Origin of the sequence: Pedobacter arcticus A12 (assembly GCF_000302595.1) — a bacterium.
Lineage (GTDB): Bacteria > Bacteroidota > Bacteroidia > Sphingobacteriales > Sphingobacteriaceae > Pseudopedobacter > Pseudopedobacter arcticus.
On record NZ_JH947125.1, the window covers coordinates 766859 to 788814 of the forward strand.

Annotated in this window: 21 protein-coding genes and 1 riboswitch; of the genes, 14 read left to right on the forward strand and 7 right to left on the reverse strand. The window is 36.2% G+C overall.

What is annotated here, in order from left to right:
- Positions 1 to 168: 168 nt before the first annotated feature.
- From B176_RS0104570 to B176_RS0104580, 3 genes are all read left to right on the forward strand, one after another.
- Complete coding sequence (locus B176_RS0104570; protein ID WP_026063151.1) at positions 169 to 1179, forward strand: NAD(P)H-dependent glycerol-3-phosphate dehydrogenase; 1011 nt, start codon at positions 169 to 171, stop codon at positions 1177 to 1179.
- Between the two features lie 41 nt (positions 1180 to 1220).
- On the forward strand, positions 1221 to 1574 hold the full coding sequence (locus B176_RS0104575) for a hypothetical protein (RefSeq protein WP_017257603.1): 354 nt from the start codon (positions 1221 to 1223) through the stop codon (positions 1572 to 1574).
- Between the two features lie 76 nt (positions 1575 to 1650).
- Positions 1651 to 2184 (forward strand): ferritin, encoded by a 534-nt coding sequence (locus B176_RS0104580; RefSeq protein WP_017257604.1) that lies wholly within the window; start codon positions 1651 to 1653, stop codon positions 2182 to 2184.
- On the opposite strand, the gene B176_RS0104585 is transcribed toward B176_RS0104580, so the two are convergent.
- Positions 2181 to 2447, reverse strand: a complete 267-nt coding sequence (locus B176_RS0104585) for a (2Fe-2S) ferredoxin domain-containing protein (RefSeq protein ID WP_017257605.1) — start codon at positions 2445 to 2447, stop codon at positions 2181 to 2183. The two genes, B176_RS0104580 and B176_RS0104585, sit on opposite strands and share 4 nt — an antisense overlap.
- A gap of 1302 nt (positions 2448 to 3749) precedes the next feature.
- Complete coding sequence (sucC, locus tag B176_RS0104590; protein ID WP_017257606.1) at positions 3750 to 4940, reverse strand: ADP-forming succinate--CoA ligase subunit beta; 1191 nt, start codon at positions 4938 to 4940, stop codon at positions 3750 to 3752.
- A gap of 124 nt (positions 4941 to 5064) precedes the next feature.
- Here sucC and B176_RS0104595 point away from each other — a divergent pair, with 124 nt between their 5' ends.
- From B176_RS0104595 to B176_RS20130, 4 genes are read left to right on the forward strand one after another with little or no spacing between them, the layout of a single operon-like run.
- The gene (locus B176_RS0104595) at positions 5065 to 5721 is read left to right on the forward strand and encodes an ABC transporter ATP-binding protein (protein ID WP_017257607.1); all 657 of its coding nucleotides are present in this window, start codon (positions 5065 to 5067) and stop codon (positions 5719 to 5721) included.
- A 2-nt stretch (positions 5722 to 5723) separates the two neighbouring features.
- A complete protein-coding gene (locus B176_RS0104600) occupies positions 5724 to 6425 on the forward strand; it encodes a hypothetical protein (protein WP_017257608.1) in 702 nt (233 codons plus the stop codon).
- The gene (locus tag B176_RS0104605; RefSeq protein WP_017257609.1) at positions 6426 to 7031 is read left to right on the forward strand and encodes an HAD hydrolase-like protein; all 606 of its coding nucleotides are present in this window, start codon (positions 6426 to 6428) and stop codon (positions 7029 to 7031) included.
- 57 nt (positions 7032 to 7088) lie between these two features.
- Positions 7089 to 8663, forward strand: a complete 1575-nt coding sequence (locus tag B176_RS20130) for a S41 family peptidase (protein ID WP_017257610.1) — start codon at positions 7089 to 7091, stop codon at positions 8661 to 8663.
- A 570-nt stretch (positions 8664 to 9233) separates the two neighbouring features.
- Here the strand turns inward: B176_RS20130 and B176_RS19010 are convergent.
- Together B176_RS19010 and B176_RS0104620 are read right to left on the reverse strand one after the other, a co-directional pair.
- A complete protein-coding gene (locus B176_RS19010) occupies positions 9234 to 9590 on the reverse strand; it encodes a GNAT family N-acetyltransferase (protein WP_202803332.1) in 357 nt (118 codons plus the stop codon).
- A 141-nt stretch (positions 9591 to 9731) separates the two neighbouring features.
- Positions 9732 to 11468 carry a phospho-sugar mutase gene (locus B176_RS0104620; RefSeq protein WP_017257613.1) on the reverse strand — a complete coding sequence of 579 codons (1737 nt, stop codon included), beginning with the start codon at positions 11466 to 11468 and terminating at the stop codon, positions 9732 to 9734.
- Positions 11469 to 11647: 179 nt separating this feature from the next.
- Between B176_RS0104620 and B176_RS0104625 the strand changes: the two genes are divergently transcribed.
- A complete protein-coding gene (locus B176_RS0104625) occupies positions 11648 to 12076 on the forward strand; it encodes a hypothetical protein (RefSeq protein ID WP_154647885.1) in 429 nt (142 codons plus the stop codon).
- 12 nt (positions 12077 to 12088) lie between these two features.
- Here the strand turns inward: B176_RS0104625 and B176_RS0104630 are convergent, their stop codons facing one another.
- The 3 genes from B176_RS0104630 to B176_RS0104640 all read right to left on the reverse strand — a co-directional run bounded on the left by B176_RS0104630 (position 12089) and on the right by B176_RS0104640 (position 14669).
- On the reverse strand, positions 12089 to 13312 hold the full coding sequence (locus tag B176_RS0104630) for a sensor histidine kinase (RefSeq protein ID WP_017257615.1): 1224 nt from the start codon (positions 13310 to 13312) through the stop codon (positions 12089 to 12091).
- Positions 13313 to 13406: 94 nt separating this feature from the next.
- Positions 13407 to 14072, reverse strand: a complete 666-nt coding sequence (locus tag B176_RS0104635; RefSeq protein ID WP_017257616.1) for a response regulator transcription factor — start codon at positions 14070 to 14072, stop codon at positions 13407 to 13409.
- Positions 14073 to 14399: 327 nt separating this feature from the next.
- Positions 14400 to 14669, reverse strand: coding sequence for a hypothetical protein (locus B176_RS0104640; protein ID WP_154647886.1), 270 nt, complete (start codon positions 14667 to 14669; stop codon positions 14400 to 14402).
- Between the two features lie 211 nt (positions 14670 to 14880).
- Positions 14881 to 15071, forward strand: a riboswitch (cobalamin riboswitch).
- A gap of 88 nt (positions 15072 to 15159) precedes the next feature.
- Between B176_RS0104640 and B176_RS0104645 the strand changes: the two genes are divergently transcribed.
- The 6 genes from B176_RS0104645 (at position 15160) to B176_RS0104670 (ending at position 21942) form a co-directional block, all read left to right on the forward strand.
- Complete coding sequence (locus B176_RS0104645) at positions 15160 to 17145, forward strand: TonB-dependent receptor (protein ID WP_017257618.1); 1986 nt, start codon at positions 15160 to 15162, stop codon at positions 17143 to 17145.
- Between the two features lie 4 nt (positions 17146 to 17149).
- On the forward strand, positions 17150 to 18220 hold the full coding sequence (locus B176_RS0104650; RefSeq protein WP_017257619.1) for a DUF5074 domain-containing protein: 1071 nt from the start codon (positions 17150 to 17152) through the stop codon (positions 18218 to 18220).
- A 56-nt stretch (positions 18221 to 18276) separates the two neighbouring features.
- A complete protein-coding gene (locus B176_RS0104655) occupies positions 18277 to 18852 on the forward strand; it encodes a DUF6580 family putative transport protein (RefSeq protein ID WP_017257620.1) in 576 nt (191 codons plus the stop codon).
- Positions 18853 to 18982: 130 nt separating this feature from the next.
- Positions 18983 to 20218, forward strand: coding sequence for a M16 family metallopeptidase (locus B176_RS0104660; protein ID WP_017257621.1), 1236 nt, complete (start codon positions 18983 to 18985; stop codon positions 20216 to 20218).
- A gap of 52 nt (positions 20219 to 20270) precedes the next feature.
- Positions 20271 to 21542, forward strand: a complete 1272-nt coding sequence (locus B176_RS0104665) for a M16 family metallopeptidase (protein WP_017257622.1) — start codon at positions 20271 to 20273, stop codon at positions 21540 to 21542.
- Between the two features lie 58 nt (positions 21543 to 21600).
- Positions 21601 to 21942, forward strand: a complete 342-nt coding sequence (locus tag B176_RS0104670) for a hypothetical protein (protein WP_017257623.1) — start codon at positions 21601 to 21603, stop codon at positions 21940 to 21942.
- Positions 21943 to 21956 lie beyond the last annotated feature (14 nt).

The following is a 21956-nucleotide window of genomic DNA, read 5'->3' on the forward strand; positions in this document are numbered from 1 at the left end:
GATCATAGTAATTTAATTCTTAACATCTTTCTTGTTATCAACTATTTACGGATATTTAAACTAAAATTCAACCATTGTAGTGGATAACAAGCTAGTCAATTGTCGGAAAGATTTATTTAATTTGTGACTATTAGCGTTTTTGAGCTGGTTTTTATTTTTGATGTAGGAATGACTGATAAGAAAGAAAATAAGATTGCAATAATTGGGGGAGGAAGTTGGGCGACTGCCATTGTAAAAATGCTTTCTGATAATATTGAACAGAAAGAGATTTTTTGGTGGCTTCGCGATGAGGATGCAGTAGCTCATATTTCAAAATACAAGCACAACCCTACTTATCTTTCATCAGTTGAACTTAAAGTAGATGCAAAAAATGTATCTACAGATATTAAGCACATCATCTCTTCTGTTGATACTGTGGTGTTGGCAGTTCCTGCGGCTTTTTTAAAGTCGGCTTTGGCAGGATTAAGCGTGGCAGATTTTAAAGACAAAAAAATTGTTTCTGCCATAAAAGGAATTGTGCCAGATAGCAATCAGATTATTGGAGATTTTATCCATCAAGAATACCATATTCCTTTAAAAGACGTAGCGGTAATCAGCGGACCCTGCCATGCCGAAGAAGTTGCGCTCGAAAAACTGAGCTACTTAACCATTGCTAGTCAGGATGTGGATTTGGCAACTTATTTTGCTGCTTTAATAAACACGCGTTATATCAAAACCAATGTCTCTAATGATATTTATGGTACAGAATATAGCGCTGTTTTAAAAAATATATACGCTGTGGCTAGTGGTATTTGCCATGGTGTAGGCTTTGGCGATAATTTTCAGGCTGTTTTGGTTTCAAACGCAGTGCAAGAAATGAGCCGTTTTGTAGATGCCGTACATCCGATAGATCGGGATATTAAAGAGTCGGCTTATTTAGGCGATCTTTTGGTTACTGCCTATTCGCAGTTTAGTCGGAACAGAACTTTTGGCAACATGATAGGGAAGGGATATACGGTAAAATCAGCGCAGTTAGAGATGAACATGGTTGCTGAGGGTTATTATGCGGTAAACTGTATCCATCAGATTAATAAGATATATAAGGTAAATATGCCGATTGCTAGGGCGGTTTACGCAGTGCTTTATGAAAGGCATGCGCCACATACAGAGATGAAGCTTTTGGCAGAAGAAATTTCTTAAGCTTTATTTGGATTTAATCTAAATTGCCTTATTTTTGCAATATGGATTGCACATCGTTTATAGAAGTTTTTAGCAATAATTCTGGCGTTGTATACCAGTGCGATAATGAATTGTGCTTTTACGTAGAATTTGAAGGCAGAAGAGCGAAGTACAGCGTTAGAAACTTAAAGCAGTTAAAAGTTAAACTGAATAACTTCAAAATCGAAGAAATTTTTGCTGTTGATTCGCTAAACCCAAGCGGAACCGAGATTGTAACCATTTCTACCACCAACTACTGCTATATCTTAAATCCATTGCAGATTATTCGTTTCAGAGAACTGCTTGCTCAAACTTTTTTCAATTTACACGTTAATCAAGTGTTGAGAGATAAGTTACATTACGCCGTGTTCGCTTAATTAGTTTAATTCTTTATTGCATAAAAATGTCTCGTAATAAATTTGGATTACCTATTTTTAGGTAAGTACAATAATTATGAAAGATTTACTTCGGGTTAAAAGTTTGATTTCTACGGAGCTAGAAACCTTATTAAATAGTCAGATAAAAAAAGAGGCACATTCTAGTGCTCAATATTTAGCCATGTCATCTTGGTGTGATCAAAATGGCTTCGAAAATTCAGCAGATTATTTCTTTGCCCAAGCATCAGAAGAAAGAGAACACCAGCTTAAATTATTTAAATATGTTTTGGATATGGGCGGGCAGGCACTATCGCCAGAAGTTAGTTCCTTAAAACATGAGTTTGAAAGCTTTAGAGAAGTATTTGAATTTGCTTTAGAAACCGAAATCGCCATTACACAATCGTTTAAAAAAATTGCTTCAACTTGTCATAAAGAACAAGATTTTGTAACGATGGAGTTCTTAAATTGGTTTTTAAAAGAACAACGCGAAGAAGAGTACAAAGCCAGACGAGCTGTTGAGTTATTCGATGTTATCGGTGAAGAAGGTACAGGGCGTTGGGAAATTGATAAGGCAGTTACTAAAATAAGCTATACCAGCGAGCAAGGTTAAGATTCTTTTTTAACAAGGTGAAGTACTTTAGCTAGTATTTCATCTTGCTTATACATCAGCATCCACTTGTTTTCTGGCTGGTAACATGCTACTGGCGCAAGTTTACACCGATCGGTACATTCCGTACGTATAATCTCCACGTTTTTACTCTTCGAGCTTTTAATTATTTTTTTGCCTTTCTTGTAGCATTCTTTTCCTCCTTTTTTGTCGCATTTGCTACCTGTACAGATGTATATGATATGGTCGGGCTGATTCATTTTCATTGTTTTTATTTTTGATTGTTCCCAGTATTAATTCAAAAATGATGCGAGGAATTGTCTCGTCATCATTTAAATAAGTTGTTTTTTTTGAGCTTTTCTTTTTTATATACTGTTGACAAAAAAGAAAGCGCCAAATTAGCCATCTGCACAGCCCTTTTTTACTTTTTTCTTTGTTTTTCATAAACTCAAGAATATAATGTATTCCCTGCCCTCTGCGGTAGGCAGGCAACCGCCAAGGATCATGTCATTAAGGTAATTAAAATCGCCGTAGTTGAGGTTTGATATATTTCATAAAAATCAATATTAAATGACGTTACTTAATTGTTGATGATTTTTTTCGGTTTCGCCATTGAGATTAATCTTTTGACAATAAGCCTCGTAGAGGCTACTGCTTTGTAAGTTGATATACGACAGGAAATGCTCCGTAGGAGCTTCCCAGGGCCATTTGTGGATAAAAGACTACAAAGGGTAGCTCCTACGGAGCAGACACCTACATAGTAGCTGAGGTTACAAAGCGGTAGCTCCTAACGGAGCAGGCATGTTCTTTTAGCGTTTTTTTTCTCTCTCTATTTCCACATTGATAAAAAATAATAATCGTTTGAACAAAAAACGTCAATGGTAGCGGAATCGAAGAGAGCTTCCGGTTTTATGCTTAGACTTCACTACGTAAGACAATACTAAAGTGTCAGTCTGAGCGGAGTCGAAGACAAACGAAGAGTTATTCAGCATGATAGAGAAGTAGAGAAATTCCAGCTATATGGGCGTAGTGGTTTAGCGAACGACTATATGCTTCGACTGAGTTTATCCTGAACTTGTTGAAGGGCTCAGCAGGGCAAAATGGCTATGCTCTTAATAGCTTAATTAACAGATGGTTATTAAATAACGTCAATTTAGCGGAGTCGAAGGGGAGCGATACATTATTTAAGAGATTGCCTCTTCACGGCGTCATCGTTGAGGATACGAGACATCTCACACGCTAGGTCTACGTATAGCATGTGACACCTGTTTGTGAGATATCTCAAGTCGTTCGATATGACGAACGCCTTTACTAAATGACATTAGTCGAAGGGGTGTATGGGACTCAAACTTTGCATACGGAAAATGCTTCGACTCCGCTCAGCATGACAAACGACTGATACCCTGAACTTGTTGAAGGGCTCAGCAAAATGGCTCTGCTCAGACTTGATAAGACTGATGAACCCAAACCTGCTGTTGAACTGTCCAAACAAAAAATCCTGATTTTTCAATCAGGATTTTTCTATTCAGTTTAAGCTTTTAACTTTCCACTTTTAACTTTCCGCCTTACTACGCTAATACTTCAGAAACTAAATCAGCAGCCTCTTTCAATAAAATTGCAGAAAATACCTTTAATCCAGAATCGTCAATTAATTTTTTAGCTTCAACAGCATTTGTACCTTGTAGTCTTACAATAATTGGAACAGTAATATTGCCCATTTCTGTGTAAGCATCAATTACGCCTTGTGCAACTCGATCACAACGTACAATACCGCCAAAAATGTTGATCAGAATTGCTTCAACTTTAGGATCTTTCAAAATAATTTGGAAAGCAGCCTTTACCGTTGTAGCGTTTGCAGTTCCACCAACGTCTAAAAAGTTTGCAGGTTCGCCACCAGCAATCTTAATAATATCCATGGTAGCCATCGCTAAGCCAGCTCCGTTAACCATACAGCCAACGTTTCCGTCTAACTTAACATAGTTAAGGTTTGATGCTGATGCTTCAACTTCTGTTGGATCTTCTTCCGTTGTATCACGCATTGCTGCATAATCCGGGTGACGGAAAAGTGCGTTATCATCTAAATTAACTTTAGCATCAACCGCTAAAATTTTATCGTCAGATGTTTTTAATACGGGGTTAATTTCAAACATTGCAGAATCTGTAGCCTCATATGCTTTGTAAAGAGAAGCTATAAACTTCGTCATGTCTTTAAAAGCAGCACCAGATAAACCTAAGTTAAAAGCGATTTTACGAGTTTGGAAAGCTTGCAAGCCAACTTTAGGGTCAATTTCTTCTTTAAATATTAAGTGTGGGGTATGTTCAGCAACTTCTTCAATGTCCATTCCGCCTTCGGTAGAATACATAATGATGTTTTTACCGCTAGAACGGTTTAACAATACAGAAACATAAAACTCTTTAGTTTCAGACGCTCCAGGATAATAAACATCCTGTGCAACTAGAACCTTGCTCACCAACTTACCTTCGGCACCGGTTTGCGGAGTAACCAATTGCATCCCGATAATGTCGGTAGCTCTTTGTTTTACTTCTTCTAAATTTTTAGCCAGCTTTACACCGCCACCTTTTCCTCTTCCACCAGCATGAATTTGTGCCTTAATTACAACCCAGTCAGAATTGTAATCTTCCTTCAGTTTCTTGGCAGCTTCTACCGCTTGTTCTGGCGTATCAGCTACAATACCTTCTTGTATCCTAACACCAAAACTTTTAAGAATTTGTTTACCTTGATATTCGTGAATGTTCATCGTCTAAAAATTTGATGTGAAATTACGAATACCATCCTAATAAAGAAAGTTTAAGCTTAATAATTTACTGTTTTTTACATTTTTAAGCCCTTTTTTTGATAATACTTTTATCTATTTTTGAAAAATGCTAAAAGCCTTAAATATTGTAAAAAACTATGGTGCCCTCCAAATTTTAAAAAACGTTAGTTTAGACGTTGTTAAAGGCGAAATCGTGAGCATTGTAGGTGCTTCGGGAGCGGGGAAAAGCACTTTGTTACATATTATCGGTACTTTGGATAAACCAGATAGTGGTCAGGTTTTTATAAACGATACTGATATTACCAAACTTAGTGCAAAAGCTTTAAGTGCCTTTAGAAATAAACATATCGGATTTATATTTCAGTTTCACCATTTACTGCCAGAGTTTACCGCTTTAGAAAATGTTTGTATGCCAGCTTTTATTGCCAAACAGCCTAAAGCCGAAGCAGAAAAAAGAGCATTAGAATTACTGACTTTGCTTGGTTTAAAAGATAGGGCACACCATAAACCGGCAGCAATGTCTGGCGGAGAGCAACAACGTGTGGCCGTTGCCCGGGCTTTAATCAACAAGCCAGATTTGATTTTGGCCGATGAGCCTTCGGGGAATTTAGATTCGCACCACGCAAAAGAGCTGCATCAACTGTTTTTTGATTTACGCGATCGTTTTAACCATACTTTTATTATCGTAACGCACAATGAAGAGCTGGCAGATATGGCCGACCGCAAAATTGTGATGAAAGATGGTTTAATTTATAACAATTAGGTTTGAAAGTTTTAATTACAACATCACAACATGTTGCCAGTTTCCAGTTGGCAGCGCTTTTAAAAGGTAGCGAGATTATATTTGGAGATCACTTTACCGATTATCCAACAGATGCAAGCAACTCCATAGCACATCAAATTCTTAAATTCTGTTTAGATCACCAAATAGAAAAAGTGTTTCCTTTAGCTTTTGCAGAAGTTGCAGAACTTCGAAAATCAATAATCCTGTTTGATGAATTTGGGATTGAGGTTATGCTTAGCGCCGATAGCCGTAGATTTTTTACGGAAGCTAGTAAAATTGTAAACTCGTTTGCCAACTTGTCTGCTGGTTTAATAAGTTTGGGTTATCCCACCAAAAAGATAGCGATAGCTAATGTCGAGGGAAGGGGAGAACTGATTTTAATTGATGATGCGGTTAAGGATAATCTACAGATTTGGAACCGGGTGAAAGCGATAAACTTTAACCAGCTGGGCAAATGGTTTAACCAGAGTAATTTCCAACCCGTTGCACTTTATCAGCCAGGTGATGGTTTTCAAGCTTTTTATATGTTGGTTGAAAACGGAGAGCTTAAGTGCTTTAATCCAGTTGCAGAAGATACTCGCAAAATACTCGCACACGTTATACAAACCAATAACATGAAAGGTTTTTACCATGTAGCTATCGCTAACCGAACAGTTTTAAGAATCGTTAACGCCAGTTTTTAAATGCTAAAATTCAGCCAAATAAATTCTTCTAAAAAAGCAATCATTTTTGAATTAGATGATGTTCTGGTTCCTCAAAAAGATTACGATTTACAGGTTTACTATCTTTTTTCAAACTTTATCGAATACTTAGAAACTTTTCCGCCAGCACAGGAAATGTTAGCTTTTATAAAAAAAAGATATGAAGTTCATGGCAATGAAGGCATGTTTGATGAGGTAGCGAATACTTTTGGAATAGCCGAGAAATTTAAAGAGAACCTTGCCTTACTGTTCAATAATGCAAAACTGCCATTAAAGATGTTGCTTTACAAAGAAGCTTTAGATCTGCTACAGGAGTTGGTGGTAAACAGAAACGATATCTATATTTTAACATCGGGAAAGCCAGAACAACAACTGAATAAAATTAAGCAGACCGAATGGAATGGGTTGGACAAGTATTTAAAGGTTTATTTTGCTGATGAATTTGCGAACGAATTGCCGAATGAAGCTTTAACATACCTGATGAAAGAGAATAATTTGGTTGCTGATGAAGTATTGATTGTTGGAAATTCCGATGATCAAAAAGAGAAGGCAAATTTAGCTGGAATAGATTTTCTGCCAATTAAATAGTAACGCTTAAACTAAAAAACCGTAAATCAGCGTTTTACGTTTGTAAAATAAAAACCAATGAATAACATTTCATTAGCATTAAGGTTAGCTGTTTTTGGTGCGTTTGCGCTAGTTGCCTGTAAAAAAGATAAAGCCTTACCTAAAGAAGCCGGACCAACGCCAACAACAAATAGAAACGAGCTCAGCAAAGATTCTATGTTTTTGTATGCCAAGGAGGTTTATTTATGGAACGATGCGCTACCGGCTTACGGTGTTTTTGATCCGCGAAGTAAATTTAACGGGTCTTCTGACCATTTTACAAACTTGAATGCAGAACTTTTCGCTTTAACACGATATGGGATAAACCCTTTGACGGCTCTTCCGTACGAATACAATCCCGAGGAGAAAGACCAAACCAAGTACTCTTTTATCGAAGATCTGGTTGCAGAGGGTAAGCTCGCGGTTTTAAAAAACTCAAAAAGTAATATCGACTTTAACGGCGACGGTGACGATTTAGGTTTTTCTTTGGCTTTAACCGGTTACCGCGACAACTATAGAATATACCTCAGGTTTAGCTCTCCAGGTTCTCCTGCTGCGTTGGCCGGATTAGACAGAGGAGATTATATCAACAACATAAATAATAAAAGTATAGGAACAGATTTTGACTCGGAGGAGAGTTATATTAATGACGCAATCAATAAAAGTACCATAAAGATTAGTGGTAAAAAAAGAAACGGAACCAGCTTTAATGTCACTTTAAATAAAACTAAATACAATAGTAGTCCTATTTTTAAAGATACTGTTTTGGTGACTGGAGGTAAAAAAATAGGTTATTTGGCTTACGCCAGATTTACTGACGATGAAAACTCTTTTGCACCATTAACTGCTGTATTCGCTAAGTTTTCTGCAGCAGGCGTATCTGATCTGGTAATTGATTTGCGCTACAATCCTGGGGGATATGTAAATACTGCAGAGCATTTAATTAACCTAATTGCACCAAGTAGTCTAGACGGAAAAACCATGTTTGAACAGACTTATAATGCAACCATGGAAGCAGGGAAAGCCACAATTTTAAAAAATCAGCCATTAAGAGATCAGCAAGGAAAAATACTTTATGATAACGGGAGAATGCTTACGTATGCAGATGAATCGTTTAAAAAAGCGGATAATAAAACAGTTTTTAGCAAAGAAGGAGCGTTAGATAATATAAGTAAAGTAGTTTTTATAACCACCGAAGGAACGGCTTCTTCAAGCGAATTGGTGATCAATAGTTTAAAACCTCATATTACAGTTAAAACAGTAGGCAGTACTTCTTACGGTAAACCGGTGGGTTTCTTCCCAATCCGGATTGATAAATATGATCTTTACCTCTCTTCTTTTTTTACCACCAATGCGAACGGAGAGGGTAATTATTTTGCAGGAATTACACCCGATGCAGTACGTGAGGATGACGTAGAAAAGGGATTTGGAGACCCAAACGAAGAATCTCTGTCCTCTGCGATTTCTTTTTTGACCGTTGGAAAATTTACCACAAGCACTTCAACCAAAAAGGTTAACAGCGAAAGTACAAAAGCCAGCAGTTCTGCCGTACTTAAGGTTTATGGACCGGCTGTATTGAAAGGAATGATTGAAACGCCGAAGGTTAGGAGGTAAAGGGTTTATCGAGCCTTGCGCTGTTCGAGATGTTAGCATAGCGCATCTCGAACTGATAAATATGGCGGATTTGAAATCCGCGTTTTTCAAAAAATGACTTTAGATAAACCTAAGTGGCGGATTGCAAATCCGCATCATCATTAGTTCGACATGACCCTTCGGAACATGTCGAATTCGGAACATGTCGAACAGCCAGTGTCCGTCAGAAATTGTATTCTCGCTGTTCGAGATGTTAGCATAGCGCATCTCGAACTGATAAATATGGCGGATTTGAAATCCGTGTTTTCCAAACAATGCCTTTAGATAAACCCTAAGTGGCGGATTGCAAATCCGCATCATCATTAGTTCGACATGACCCTTCGGAACATGTCGAACAGCCAGTGTCCGTCAGAAATTGTATTCTCGCTGTTCGAGATGTTAGCATAGCGCATCTCGAACTGATAAATATGGCGGATTTGAAATCCGTGTTTTCCAAACAATGCCTTTAGATAAACCCTAAGTGGCGGATTGCAAATCCGCATCATCATTAGTTCGACATGACCCTTCGGAACATGTCGAATAGCCAGATTTTTAGTGCTCATGTCCTTGATAAATCCACATTGGTTTTGTTTCTCCCGCTTTTCTAAATCCGCTTTTTTCGTAAAAATCTATTGCTTTTCCGTCAGCAATTAAAATTTGTTGATGGAAGTCTGCGTATTTTTCTTGAAGTTTTTTTAAGATAAGCTTACCAATTCCTTTTCCTTGAAAGTCGGGATGAATAATTAGGTGAGGATAATAAACAACCAAATGTCCGTCAGAAATTGCATTTCCTAATCCAACAAGTTTTTCATTGTGCCATGCAGTAACAAAGGAATGGGAATTTAATAAAGCTTTGTAAAGATTCTGGCTTTTCAGCAGAAGACCATTGATTCGCTTTATAAATTTCAATGATGTCGTCTTGTTTGATGTTTTTGGTTTCTTTTATGATGAAGTTCATCCTCGATTTAATTTAAGGTTACTGCTAACATATAGCTTGCAGACAAAAAAAGCCAGAGAATCCTCTCTAGCTTTTTAAATTTCGATGTTTTCCTAAACCGCCAAATCCTTCATAATAGTATCAACTTTATCTTCCAGCTCCTGATTCACTTTATAAAAATCCGCTTTAGAAGCTAAAGGCTTGTTTACACTGCAATAGAACTTTATTTTTGGTTCTGTACCAGATGGGCGGGCAGAAATAATACAGCCATCTTCAGTAATAAACTGTAAAACATCCGATTTCGGCAATGGAATTTCTGAAGTAGTGTTATCAACCAAATTGGTTTCTTTTCTTTGTCCGTAATCTTTTAAAGTAACCACTTTTGAGCCACCTAAACTTTTTGGTGGGTTGTTTCTAAAACGTTCCATCATGGCTACAATTTCTTCAGCGCCTGATTTGCCTTTTTTGGTAATTGAAACTAGTTTTTCTTTATAGAAGCCGTACTTCACATACATGTTAATCATGGCTTCGTATAAACTACTGCCTTGATCTTTATAAAAAGCGGTCATTTCTGCAATAAAAGCGGCAGAAACCACAGCATCTTTGTCTCTTACAAAATCGCCAACCAAGTAACCGTAGCTTTCTTCGCCACCTACAATAAAAGTTTCTTTACCTTCTAATTCGGTCATAATCTGACCTATAAATTTAAATCCGGTTAAAGTGTTGTAGCATTTAACTTTTTTATCGGCTGCAATTTTATCAATCAAATAAGAAGTAACAATGGTTTTAATTACATACTCTTTGCCTGTGAATTTTCCTTCTTTTTCCCAAGCCTCTAACATGTAATTAATCAATAAGCTGCCTGTTTGATTTCCGTTCAACAGTTCAAACTCACCTTTCAAGTTTTTTACAGCAATACCCACGCGATCGGCATCTGGGTCTGTTGCCATCACCAAATCAGCATCGGTTTCTTTAGCTTTTTTAAGCGCTAAGGTGAGAGCTTCTTTTTCTTCTGGATTTGGATAAACTACTGTAGGGAAATCGCCATCTGGTGTGGTTTGTTCCTCAACCAAAATTACGTTTTCAAATCCAAAACGCTTTAAGGCAGCGGGAACCAAGGTAATTCCAGTTCCGTGTATTGGTGAAAAAACTATTTTTAAATCTTTTTGACGTTTAATGGCATCCGGCGAAACCGAAAGCGAAGTAATTTTGTTTAAGTAGTCTTCGTCCATTTCTTCGCCTATGTAAGAAATGTTCTCTGGTTTTGCATCAAACTTTATATCGTCTACGCTTTCTACTTTGGCAACCTCATCCATTACCAGTTGATCATCAGGCGCAACAAATTGTCCACCATCTTCGCCATAGGCTTTATAACCGTTATATTCTTTTGGATTGTGCGATGCCGTTAACATTACGCCACTTTTGCAGCCTAATGTGCGTACAGCAAAAGAAAGTTCTGGCGTAGGGCGTAAAGCTTTAAAAAAGTAAACATGTATTCCGTTTGCAGAAAAAACATCAGCTGTAATTTTACCCAAAACATCAGAGTTGTTGCGGCTATCATGCGCAATGGCAACTTTGATTTTTTCCCCCGGATATTTATTGATCAGGTAGTTTGCTAAACCTTGCGTTGCAGCGCCAATGGTGTATTTGTTAACTCTATTAGAACCAGCTCCCATAATGCCTCTTAAACCACCTGTCCCAAATTCTAAACTTTTATAGAAAGAATCTGTTAATTCTGTAACGGCATTGCTATCAACTAAAGCTTTAATTTCTGCTTTGGTTGCTTCGTCGTAATTTCCGTTTAACCATTGGTTTACGCGGTCTTGTGTGGCTTTATCTAATTCTTGCATATATCTGGTTTTTTATATAACCAAAGTTAAACTTTACATATTATAAGTGAAACATATTATAATTAATTATGGTGTGTTTTTTGTTTTACTGCATGCAACCACTGATGCTGTTTTTTCGTCTTCCATATAACTAGGCAATTATGGCATCTTTATTCAATTCACCTTTTAACAAAACAGCAATGAAAAAATTATCTCTTTTTATAATAGGCTTTATGATACTTGGAGTATCGGCCTGCCGTAAAGTAACCAACGAGTATTATACCACGCCAAACCAAACTATTTATACAACAGTGGCTGCTAATAGCTGGGTTAAATCAAGCAATGCTGGAAACGAAACCTACTCTGCCGATATCAAATTTGCCAATACTGATATTTATCAAAATGGTTTTGATGGGGTTTTGGTGTACTTAAGTTACGATGGCGGTACAGATAATACGAATAGTACATGGGAGCCAATTCCACAGACTTATGAAGGTTTATCTTATAGTTATATTGTTACCCAACAAAAAATAACAATTCAAGTACAGCCTTCTAGTGGTACAGGTTCTTTTACAAATGCTCCTGGCGCTGTTAGAGCTAAAGTAGTGATGATATTATCTGATTTGTAATTAAAATAATAACTAAACGGAGTCCGCTTTTTGGACTTCGTTTGGTTGTTTAAAACTTACAGAAAAGTGGTGTTTTGCATTGATATATTCGTAGTTAATCGAAAAACCGTGAGCATTTGCAATTTTATTAGAAATTGCCAAGCCTAAACCATTTCCTTTTTGATCTTTCTCGATGGTTTTAGAAAACCTCGAAAATAACTTCTCCTCACTAAAATCCAGTTTTGGTCCTTCATTTACAAAGGATAAAGAACGCTCTGTCAACAAAATATTTACAATACTTCCTTTGGGCGAATATTGGATGGCATTAATTGTTAAGTTCTGTATCATCTGATCTATCAGCACTTGGTTTCCTTTAAAAACTTTAGCTTCTGGTCTTGGGAAAAGGAGTTGTTGATATTTAGCCTCTGCAAAAAAGTTTAAACTTGCTACAACTGTACTCACTGTTTTAATGCAATCAACTTTATCCTTCAGTTCAAACTGCTGATTTTCAATTTTTGATAACAATAATAAGTTTTTATTTAAGTCAGTTAATCTTTGCAATACATGGTAAATCTGATCGATCAATAAGCTTTGGTTGCTGTTAAGGTCTTTGTCTTGTATTAATAAATCCAGTTTAGATTTGATAATTGCAATAGGGGTTTGAAGCTCATGCGCAGCATTCTCGGTAAATTCTTTTTGCAGTTGATACGCTGTGTTTTTTTGCTGTAACAGGTTTTTTATATCAGCATTCAAATCGTTAAGCTCATCAATTTCTATGTTTTCTGCTTCCTCTTCTTCTCCTTCATGAGATATTTCTTCATTTGCTTCCTGTTGTTTTAAGGCATCAAGTGTTTTATTAAATGGTTTCCAAATTTTTGCATTCACCCTTCTGTTTACAATTAAAAAGCCAATTAAAATAATTACCAGAATAAAGAGCTGAACAATTATGATATTTCTTAATACAGTTTCTTTATTTGTTAAGGATGTTTTAATGGTGACTGTATGGTTTACCCCAAATATTTTAATTTGTTTTTGTAGGTAGCGATAGTTTTCTACTTCTTTAGTTTCAGAATTAAGCACTTTTGTGGTAAAAGGTTTTTCTTCAAAACGGCTGAGGTCAAAAAAAGAAATGGTAATGTTCTTGTCCAACTTTTTCCATAGATCTAAATCATCTGGAGTTTTAATTTCTTTAAGCTGTTCCGGAATTAAGGCTAAGCGATTTATCAAGGCATCATCTGTTGCCCTTAAAAGAAGCATCTTTACGATCAAATAAAAAATAGGGATACTTAATAAAACTAACAGTGATGATAGCCATAAGTGTTTTCTTGAACTGTAGGTAAGTAGTTTCAAATTATTCTAATTTATATCCGGTACTGTATATTGCTTGTATGTAAGTGCCAGCAGTACCTAGTTTCGTCTTTAAGTTTTTGATGTGCGAAGTTATAGCATCAAAGTTATCAAAATATAAAGCAGAGTGGCTACTTAAATTTTCTGCAATGGCATTTTTAGAAACTACCTTGTTCTTGTTAAGTAATAAAAATAAAAAAAGCGTAAATTCTGTTGCGTTCAGCTCCGTGTCTTCACCGTTGATTTTAACTTCTTTTGACTCTAAATTAAGGGAAATGTTTTTATAATCTAAAATAGTGGGGCTTTTAAGGTTTCGCTTTCTAATTGTAGACTGTATTCTGGCACTTAGTTCGGCTAAATGAAAAGGTTTAGCCAAATAATCATCGGCACCCAAATTTAGAGACTTTATGCTGTCGTCGACGGAGTTTTTTGCTGATACGATAATAATTCCGGCTTGTTTTCCGGTGCTTTTTAATTCCTGCAAAAGTATTAAGCCACTGCCCAAGGGTAACATTACATCTAAAACGATACAATCGTAACTGAAGATTTCCATTTGCTCGCGAGCTTCATCAGCATTATAAGCTAAATCACATTGGTACTCCTCGCTTTTTAGGTAGTGAAAAATACTGTTACTGAGCTCCACTTCATCCTCAACAATTAAAACTCTCATTAAGGTAAAAGTATAGATTTTAAACAAAAAAGCGGAGTTTGGTTATTTGTTTGGTTTGTATGAGGGAAAATAATGTTAAAACTTAAGAAAATACAGGGTTAAATTTTGTTGCAAAAAATGCCGCGAGTGTTAAAATTATAAAGTAATACAAGTATTTAGCCGGCAAAATGGGAATTAAACTGCAGATAAAATTGAACAAATTATAGCAGTAAGTGAGAAGTCAGAAAATATATTGAGGAAAAGAAATTAGGCAATACAAATCCAGTTACTAAGTAGGGCTACTTAATAGTTGCGAAATAGCGTTAAAAAATGGGAAGGTATAACATGTTATAACCTAACCCACTTAAAAACTAAAATGTTTATCAAAAGAACCGCCGAGCCTAAAAGGAACTGAAAAATATGCCCAAAAGGTAAAATATTGAGCGATACTACCCAAAGTACAATGCTTACTAACGAAAGCGCAAACAAAAAACCTGTGTAAATTTTAGATTTTATTGCTACTGATTTTCTTGGTTCGGCTTGGTTGTAAGAATTAAGAATTGAGAATTCTCCACCGTAGTTCTCTGACTTAAAAAATTGTTTGTTTATCGTATCCATATCTTTAATTTTTATATAATTTCTAATGCCATAAGTGTACCAAGATCTGTAGTTGAGTAAGTTTATTACAACCTCATGTTCAAACACGCTATCCTTACCTTTTTACTGCTAATGATGTGCTAAATTGTCAACATCATAAAACTCATGACTGTCTTGTATAACATCTTTTACAATTTTAAGTTTTCGATATGTCTTAATTATAAATATAATGTTACTTTTGCAGCGTTATGGTTTCCTACTTCGGTCGGAATTAAAAGGGAATAAGGTGTAAATCCTAAACTGTCCCGCAGCTGTAAGCTCTAGAAGGTTTTTCAATCTAATGGTCACTGTTCTGATAATCGGAATGGGAAGGCCGAAAAACTAGGAGTAAGTCAGAAGACCTGCCAAACATTTTTAATTCATAGCTTTCGGGGATTGGAGCTTTTGAGTGTAGGTACCTCGCAGTATTTTCATTTCAATTAATTTCCTGTAAGCTTATTTTTTAAGCTTTATGTATTCAAAAATTTATTTTTTTGCCTGTTTTAGTCTGTTGTTGGTTTCAACCCAATGTGTGTTTGCGCAAAAAATAGATTCTGTTCAAAAAGTAAAAGAAGTAAGTGTTAAAGCAAGTGCAAATAAGCCAAGTTTAAGAGCTACCCAAAAAGCAGATTCAGCTTCGTTTTTAAAAACAAGTTCTTACAATGTTGCGGATGCCATTAGAAACTTTGCAGGCGTGGTGATTAAGGATTATGGTGGAATAGGGGGTTTAAAAACAGTTTCTGTCCGCAGTTTAAGTGCCATGCATACGGGAGTTCAGTATGATGGAATCAATATTGGCGAAGCGTCAACTGGGCTAATCGATTTAGGGAAGTTGGCCTTGGATAATGTAGAGTCAATTTCTTTGTATCAGGCCCAGCCTGATGATTTGCTAACAAATGCCAGATCTTTTTCGTCTGCAAGTTTAATCGTTGTAAAAACTAAACTGCCCAGTTTTGAAGAAGGCAGATCCAATAAATTGATGCTTAAATATACGGGTGGTTCTTTTGGATTGATAAACCCAGTTATCCGTTACGATCAAAAAATAACTAAAAATTGGGCCTTCAATATCAATTCTGCTTGGCAAAAAGCTACTGGAGACTACAAGTTTCAAGTTATTGGCGATGGTTCCGATACCTTATCTACCAGAGAAAATTCGGCAATTAATGCCATACAGTTAGGTGGTGGAGTGGATGGAAAGCTGAGCGAAAAAAGTAGTTTAGCTGTTAGGGTTAGCTATTATGATTCTAAAAGAGGATTACCAAACGCAGTTATTTTTTACAATCCAACCGGCAGTCAAAAACTTTGGGATAAAGATTTTTACGCTCAGGCGCAATACAAACAGAAGCTCGGCGAAGACTGGAATATTTTGGTAGCCGCAAAGTACTCAACAATCTGTACGCGTTACAACGATCCCGATTACTTAAATCAACAAGGCGAGCTGGATAATAGATACACCCAGAAAGAATATTATCAATCGGCATCAACAACCTACAGCCCTATTAAAAATCTTACTTTTAATTACGCTGCAGATGTTTTTTTTACCACGCTATACACTAACTTATACCAGTATGCCTACCCAACCCGTACCTCTATTTTGCAGGTGTTAGGTGGTAAATATCAGCTTAACAAATTTACGTTTGAAGGCAATGTGCTTAACACTTATATTAAGGAGAAAGTGAAAACCGGCAAACATTCGCCGGAGCGACTAGTTTTTAACCCAACGGTTTCTCTGGGTTATCAGGTTACTTCAGATGTAATATTGCGGGGTTTTTATAAAAATATTTTTAGATACCCAACTTTTAACGATTTGTACTATACCAATTTCGGTAACAGAAAGCTAAACCCTGAAAAAACGAAGCAATACAACTTAGGTTTTTTATATGATAAATTTAGGGATGCAAAATTAAATTGGATATCGCTTAGCGCCGATGTTTATTTTAACCAGGTTAATGACAAAATTATCGCTTTGCCTAATAAAGATTTGTTTATCTGGACAATGTACAACTTGGGCAAAGTGAATATTTACGGAGCAGATTTCACCAGTAAGTTTAATTATACCTTAAATCAGAAATCAGAAATTCAAGCCAATCTTAATTATAGCTATCAATTAGCATTAGATAAATCCGACCCTACATCATCTCTTTATAATAACCATATTCCCTATGCACCAGAGCACACCATCGCATTTAATGTTGGTCTTCAGAAAAAGCGTTGGGGCATTTTTTATAACCAGATTTTTTCATCAGATAAGTACTGGTTTGGGGAGAATACTCCTGATTTTTTGATTTCAGGGTTTTCGGTAAGCGATGTGTCAGCAAATTATCGCACAAAAGTGTATGCTAAGCCAATAATGCTTTCCGCCGAAGTAAACAATATTTTCAACTTAAATTATGATATCGTCCGGAGCTTTCCAATGCCCGGTACATCCATTCGTTTAACACTTAAAACAACTATATAAAATCATGAAAACAATTAACTACAATTTGAAAACTCTTTTTGTCGCTGCGATAGCGGTATTAACAATTAGTAGCTGTACTAAAGACGACGGTTATGTGGAACTTCCGGTAGTAAGATCCGGCTATTACATTTTAAACGAAGGTGGTTTCAACTCTAATAACTCAAGTATGAGCTATTATAATTTAGAAAACGGCTCAGTAGTAAATGGCTTTTTTGCTCAGAAGAATGGAAGAGGCTTAGGCGATACAGGTAATGATGCGCAAATTTACGGTTCAAAAATGTATATCGTGGTAAATGCTTCAAACACAGTTGAAATAGTTGATGCGGTTACTTTGAAAAGTATTAAGCAATTAGACTTTAAAAACAATGGTGTTGGAAGACAGCCACGTTACGTTGTATTTAATAAAAATAAAGCATTTGTATCTTCTTATGATGGTACCGTTGCAGTTATTGATACTGCAAGTTTAGCTATTGAAAAATACATAACTGTAGGTCCAAATCCAGAGCAAATGGCAATTGCAAATAATAAAATCTATGTTGCAAACTCTGGTGGTTTAAATTACCCAAACTATGACAACACGGTTTCGGTAATTGATCTGAACACCTTGACTGAAATTAAAAAAATTGAAGTAGTATTAAATCCAGGTGGTGTTACTGCCGCGGCAGACGGAAGGGTTTACGTAAAATCGACAGGTAATTATGGCAATATAAAGCCTTCTTTAACCATTATTGATAGTAAAACAGATTTAGTGAAATCTACTAAAGTGTTTTCCGGAAGCGGAATGGTTATCAATGGGGATAAAGCGTATTTCTTATCTGGAAAAGGTATTAAGCTTTATGATATGAAAGGCGACTCTGTTTTAAAAGATAATATTATTACAGACGTTTCTGACGAAGCAAAAATTACCACACCTTCTGGATTAACGTATGATTTTGTGAATAAGCAATTTTTTGTTTGCGACGCAAAAAACTATGCCAGTAACGGACAAGTTTATTGTTTCGGACAAGATGGAATGTTGAGATATAAATTTACAGCGGGCGTAATACCAAATAGCATTATATTCCTTAACAAGTAAATTTTAATACCGTAAAAAGAATTTGTAGTTTTACAGCTTAAATCCAAAAAATAATTATGTCTTTAAAAAATTGGAACGCTAGAAACTGGGTACTGTTTTTAATAATTTTAGTAGCAGCGGCAACACGTTTTATACCTTTAATGGGAGATGCAAACTGGTTCAACTTTACGCCAGTCGGTGCAATCGCTTTATTTGCAGGTACGCATTTTAAAAACAGATGGAAAGCTTATTGCTTGCCACTATTGCTTTTGTTTGTGAGCGATATTTTTATTAACTACATGTACACAGGTCAATGGAGTGCTTTTTATGGTGGTTTTGCTATAGTTTATCTTTGCTTTGCAGCAATGGTATTTATAGGTAGCCTTATTAAAAAAGTAAGCGTAGGCAGTGTGCTTTTAGCGTCTTTAGTTGGGGTGTTAATTCATTGGTTAGCTACAGATATTGAGCCTTGGTTATCATCACCATTGTATAGTAAAGATATTACAGGTTACTATCAATCTTTAATTGCGGCAATTCCTTTCGAGCGAAACTTGTTGTTAGGTAATTTAGTTTTTGGCGCTGTACTTTACGGAGGCTTTGAATTAGCGAAATCTAGATTCACGGTTTTACAAACTAAAAAGGAGATCGCTTAAACGCGGAAAATATATTATTTAAGAGCGTCTCGGAATCAATTTTCGAGACGTTTTTTGTTTTTAATAATTCACCAATTAATGACATCCATTTTAAAGGATAAAGTTAGCTTTGTTTGCAAGGAAAATATTTATGGTTCAGTTTGAAAGATTTACTTTAGAAAACGGTTTAAGGGTTTTGGTGCATGAAGACCATACCACACCCATGGCTGTTTTAAATATATTATATGATGTTGGTGCAAGAGATGAAAACCCCGAACAAACAGGGTTTGCCCATCTTTTTGAGCATTTAATGTTTGGTGGTTCGGTTAATATTCCATCTTACGATGAACCTTTACAACGAGTTGGTGGCGAAAATAACGCCTTTACCAGCAACGATATGACCAACTATTACATCACTTTACCAGCTGCAAATTTAGAAACTGCTTTTTGGTTAGAGTCAGACAGGATGTTGAGTTTGGCTTTTTCTGAGAAAAGCCTAGCCGTACAACGTGATGTGGTTTGCGAGGAGTTTAAACAACGTTATTTAAATCAGCCTTATGGCGATGTTTGGCTCAAACTAAGACCATTGGTTTACAAAGAACACCCTTATAAATGGGCAACCATTGGTAAAGAGCTTTCGCATATTGAAGATGCTAAAATAGAAGATGTAAAAGCATTTTTTAAAAAGCATTATAATCCAAAAAATGCCATTATGGTAGTTGGCGGAGCGGTCAATCTGGAAGATGTTAAAAAATTAGCCGAAAAATGGTTTGCGCCAATTGAAGGCGGTACAAAGCCAGAGCGTAACTTACCTAACGAACCTATTCAAACAGAAGAAGTAAAAGCTACGGTTACAGCAGATGTGCCAACAAATGCAATTTACAAAGTGTTTAAAATGCCGGGTAGGATGGAAGACGGTTATGCGGCTACAGATTTAATTTCTGATATTTTATCGCAGGGAAAATCATCTCGCTTATACCAAAACTTGGTACAGCAGAATGCGGTTTTTTGTGATATCAATGCGTACATCTACGGAAGTATTGATACCGGTATGTTTGTGGTTGAAGGTCGTTTATTGCCCGATGTGGAAATGGGTTATGCAGAGGAATGTATTTGGAAAGAACTTGATTTTTTGAAATCTCAAACTGTGCTTGCAGATGAGTTGACCAAGGTTAAAAACAAGTACGAATCTACCAAGGCTTTTGGCGAAATGAGTTTGTTGGATAAAGCAATGAACCTAGCTTTCTACGAGCTTTTTGGCGATGCAAACCTGATCAATACCGATATTGAAAATTACCTGAAGGTTTCTGCAGAAGATATTCAAGCGCAAGCAAACACATTGTTTAAAAAAGAAGCAGCCACAACCCTATATTATTTAGCCAAGTAACGAATAGATAAGTCTTTTTGACTTTCTACTTTTGACTTTTATTTTAAAAAAAATGTTAAACAGAGCACAGCAACCAGAATTTAAACAAGTTGAAGATATCAATTTTGTAAAAGCAACAAAGCATGAATTAGCAAATAAGATTCCTGTTTTTGAGATAAATGCTGGCGAACAAGATTTGATTCGGATTGAATTTATTTTTCAGAACCGTGGTTGGGACGTTAAAAAACCTTTATTGCCTGGCGTAACAAATAGCATGTTAACCGAAGGCACACATTCACTTTCGTCGGCTCAAATTGCTTCTAAAATTGATTATTACGGCGCTTTTTTTCAAACAGAATACAGCCAAGATCAGTCGTCTTTAACTTTATATTCTCTCAATAAATACCTGCCACAAACGCTCCCGATTATTAAGGAGATGTTGACAGGGTCTATTTTTCCCGAAAAAGAATTAAAAACCTTTTTGCGTAACCAAAAGCAAAAACTAAAAGTTGGTTTAGAGAAGAACTCCGTTTTAGCGAGAAGAGCTTTTGGAGAAGCTTTATTTGGAGATAGCTTGTATGGTTACGCTACACGGCTTTCCGATTATGACAAGCTTGATCGCGTAGATTTATCAGCGTATTATAAGGAAGTTTATCACCCAGCAAACTGTACCGTGGTAATGTCGGGTAAAATTGAAAGCAGCACATTATCCTTAATTGATGAGCTTTTTGGCACTTGGGATAACAGTGAAGCGGTTGATGCAATTGATATGACTTATCAAAGTTCATTGGAAAAGCTACACTATACCGAAAAAATAGATGCCTTACAATCGGCAATACGAATCGGTATTCCATTGGTAAACCGTACACACCCAGATTTTATTGGTTTGCAAATTTTAAATACTGCATTGGGTGGATATTTTGGTAGCCGTTTAATGGCAAACATCCGCGAGGATAAAGGTTATACTTACGGCATTGGTTCTGGAATTGCATCGTTACAGCAAGCAGGCTATTTCTTTATTTCAACGGAAGTTGGTGTTGATGTTACCGCTGCAACTTTAACAGAGATAGAAAAGGAAGTTAACCTACTAAAAAACGAACTAATTGCAGATGAAGAGCTTGCGCTGATCAAAAATTACATGATGGGTAGTTTGCTCGGAAGTTTAGAAAATGCTTTTAGTCATGCAGATAAGTTTAAAAATATTCACTTTTTTGGTTTAGGTTACGATTATTACGAACGCTATATCCAAACCGTGAAAGATATCAGTCCTCAAAAACTGAGAGATTTAGCCAATAGGTATTGGGATTATGATGCTTTTTATAAAGTTGTAGTAGGGAAAATGTAATTAGCTAACAGTTTTACGAATTGTTGTAATCTGTACGAAGCTATTAACTCAAATCCGAATGAAATTTCACTATCATAATAAAAAATTTAGACCAATAAGCGGCTCTCCAAATTCGGAAACAACACAAGAAACTATTTTTGTTTATCAACAAGAACAGAACGTGTTGACATCTGAATATTCGGGAGGAGAAATTTTAAAGGGCCATTTAATTGGTTTGGTAAATGATGATGGTAGCATAGAAATGTGCTATCATCAGGTTAACCTTAGCGGAGAATTAATGACTGGCATTTGTTTTTCTAAACCAGAATTACTTCCCAACGGTAAAATAAGGCTCCATGAACGTTGGAAGTGGACTTCTGGTGATTTCTCTGAAGGCGAATCTGTATTGGAAGAGGATTAATAGCTTCCGAGTGG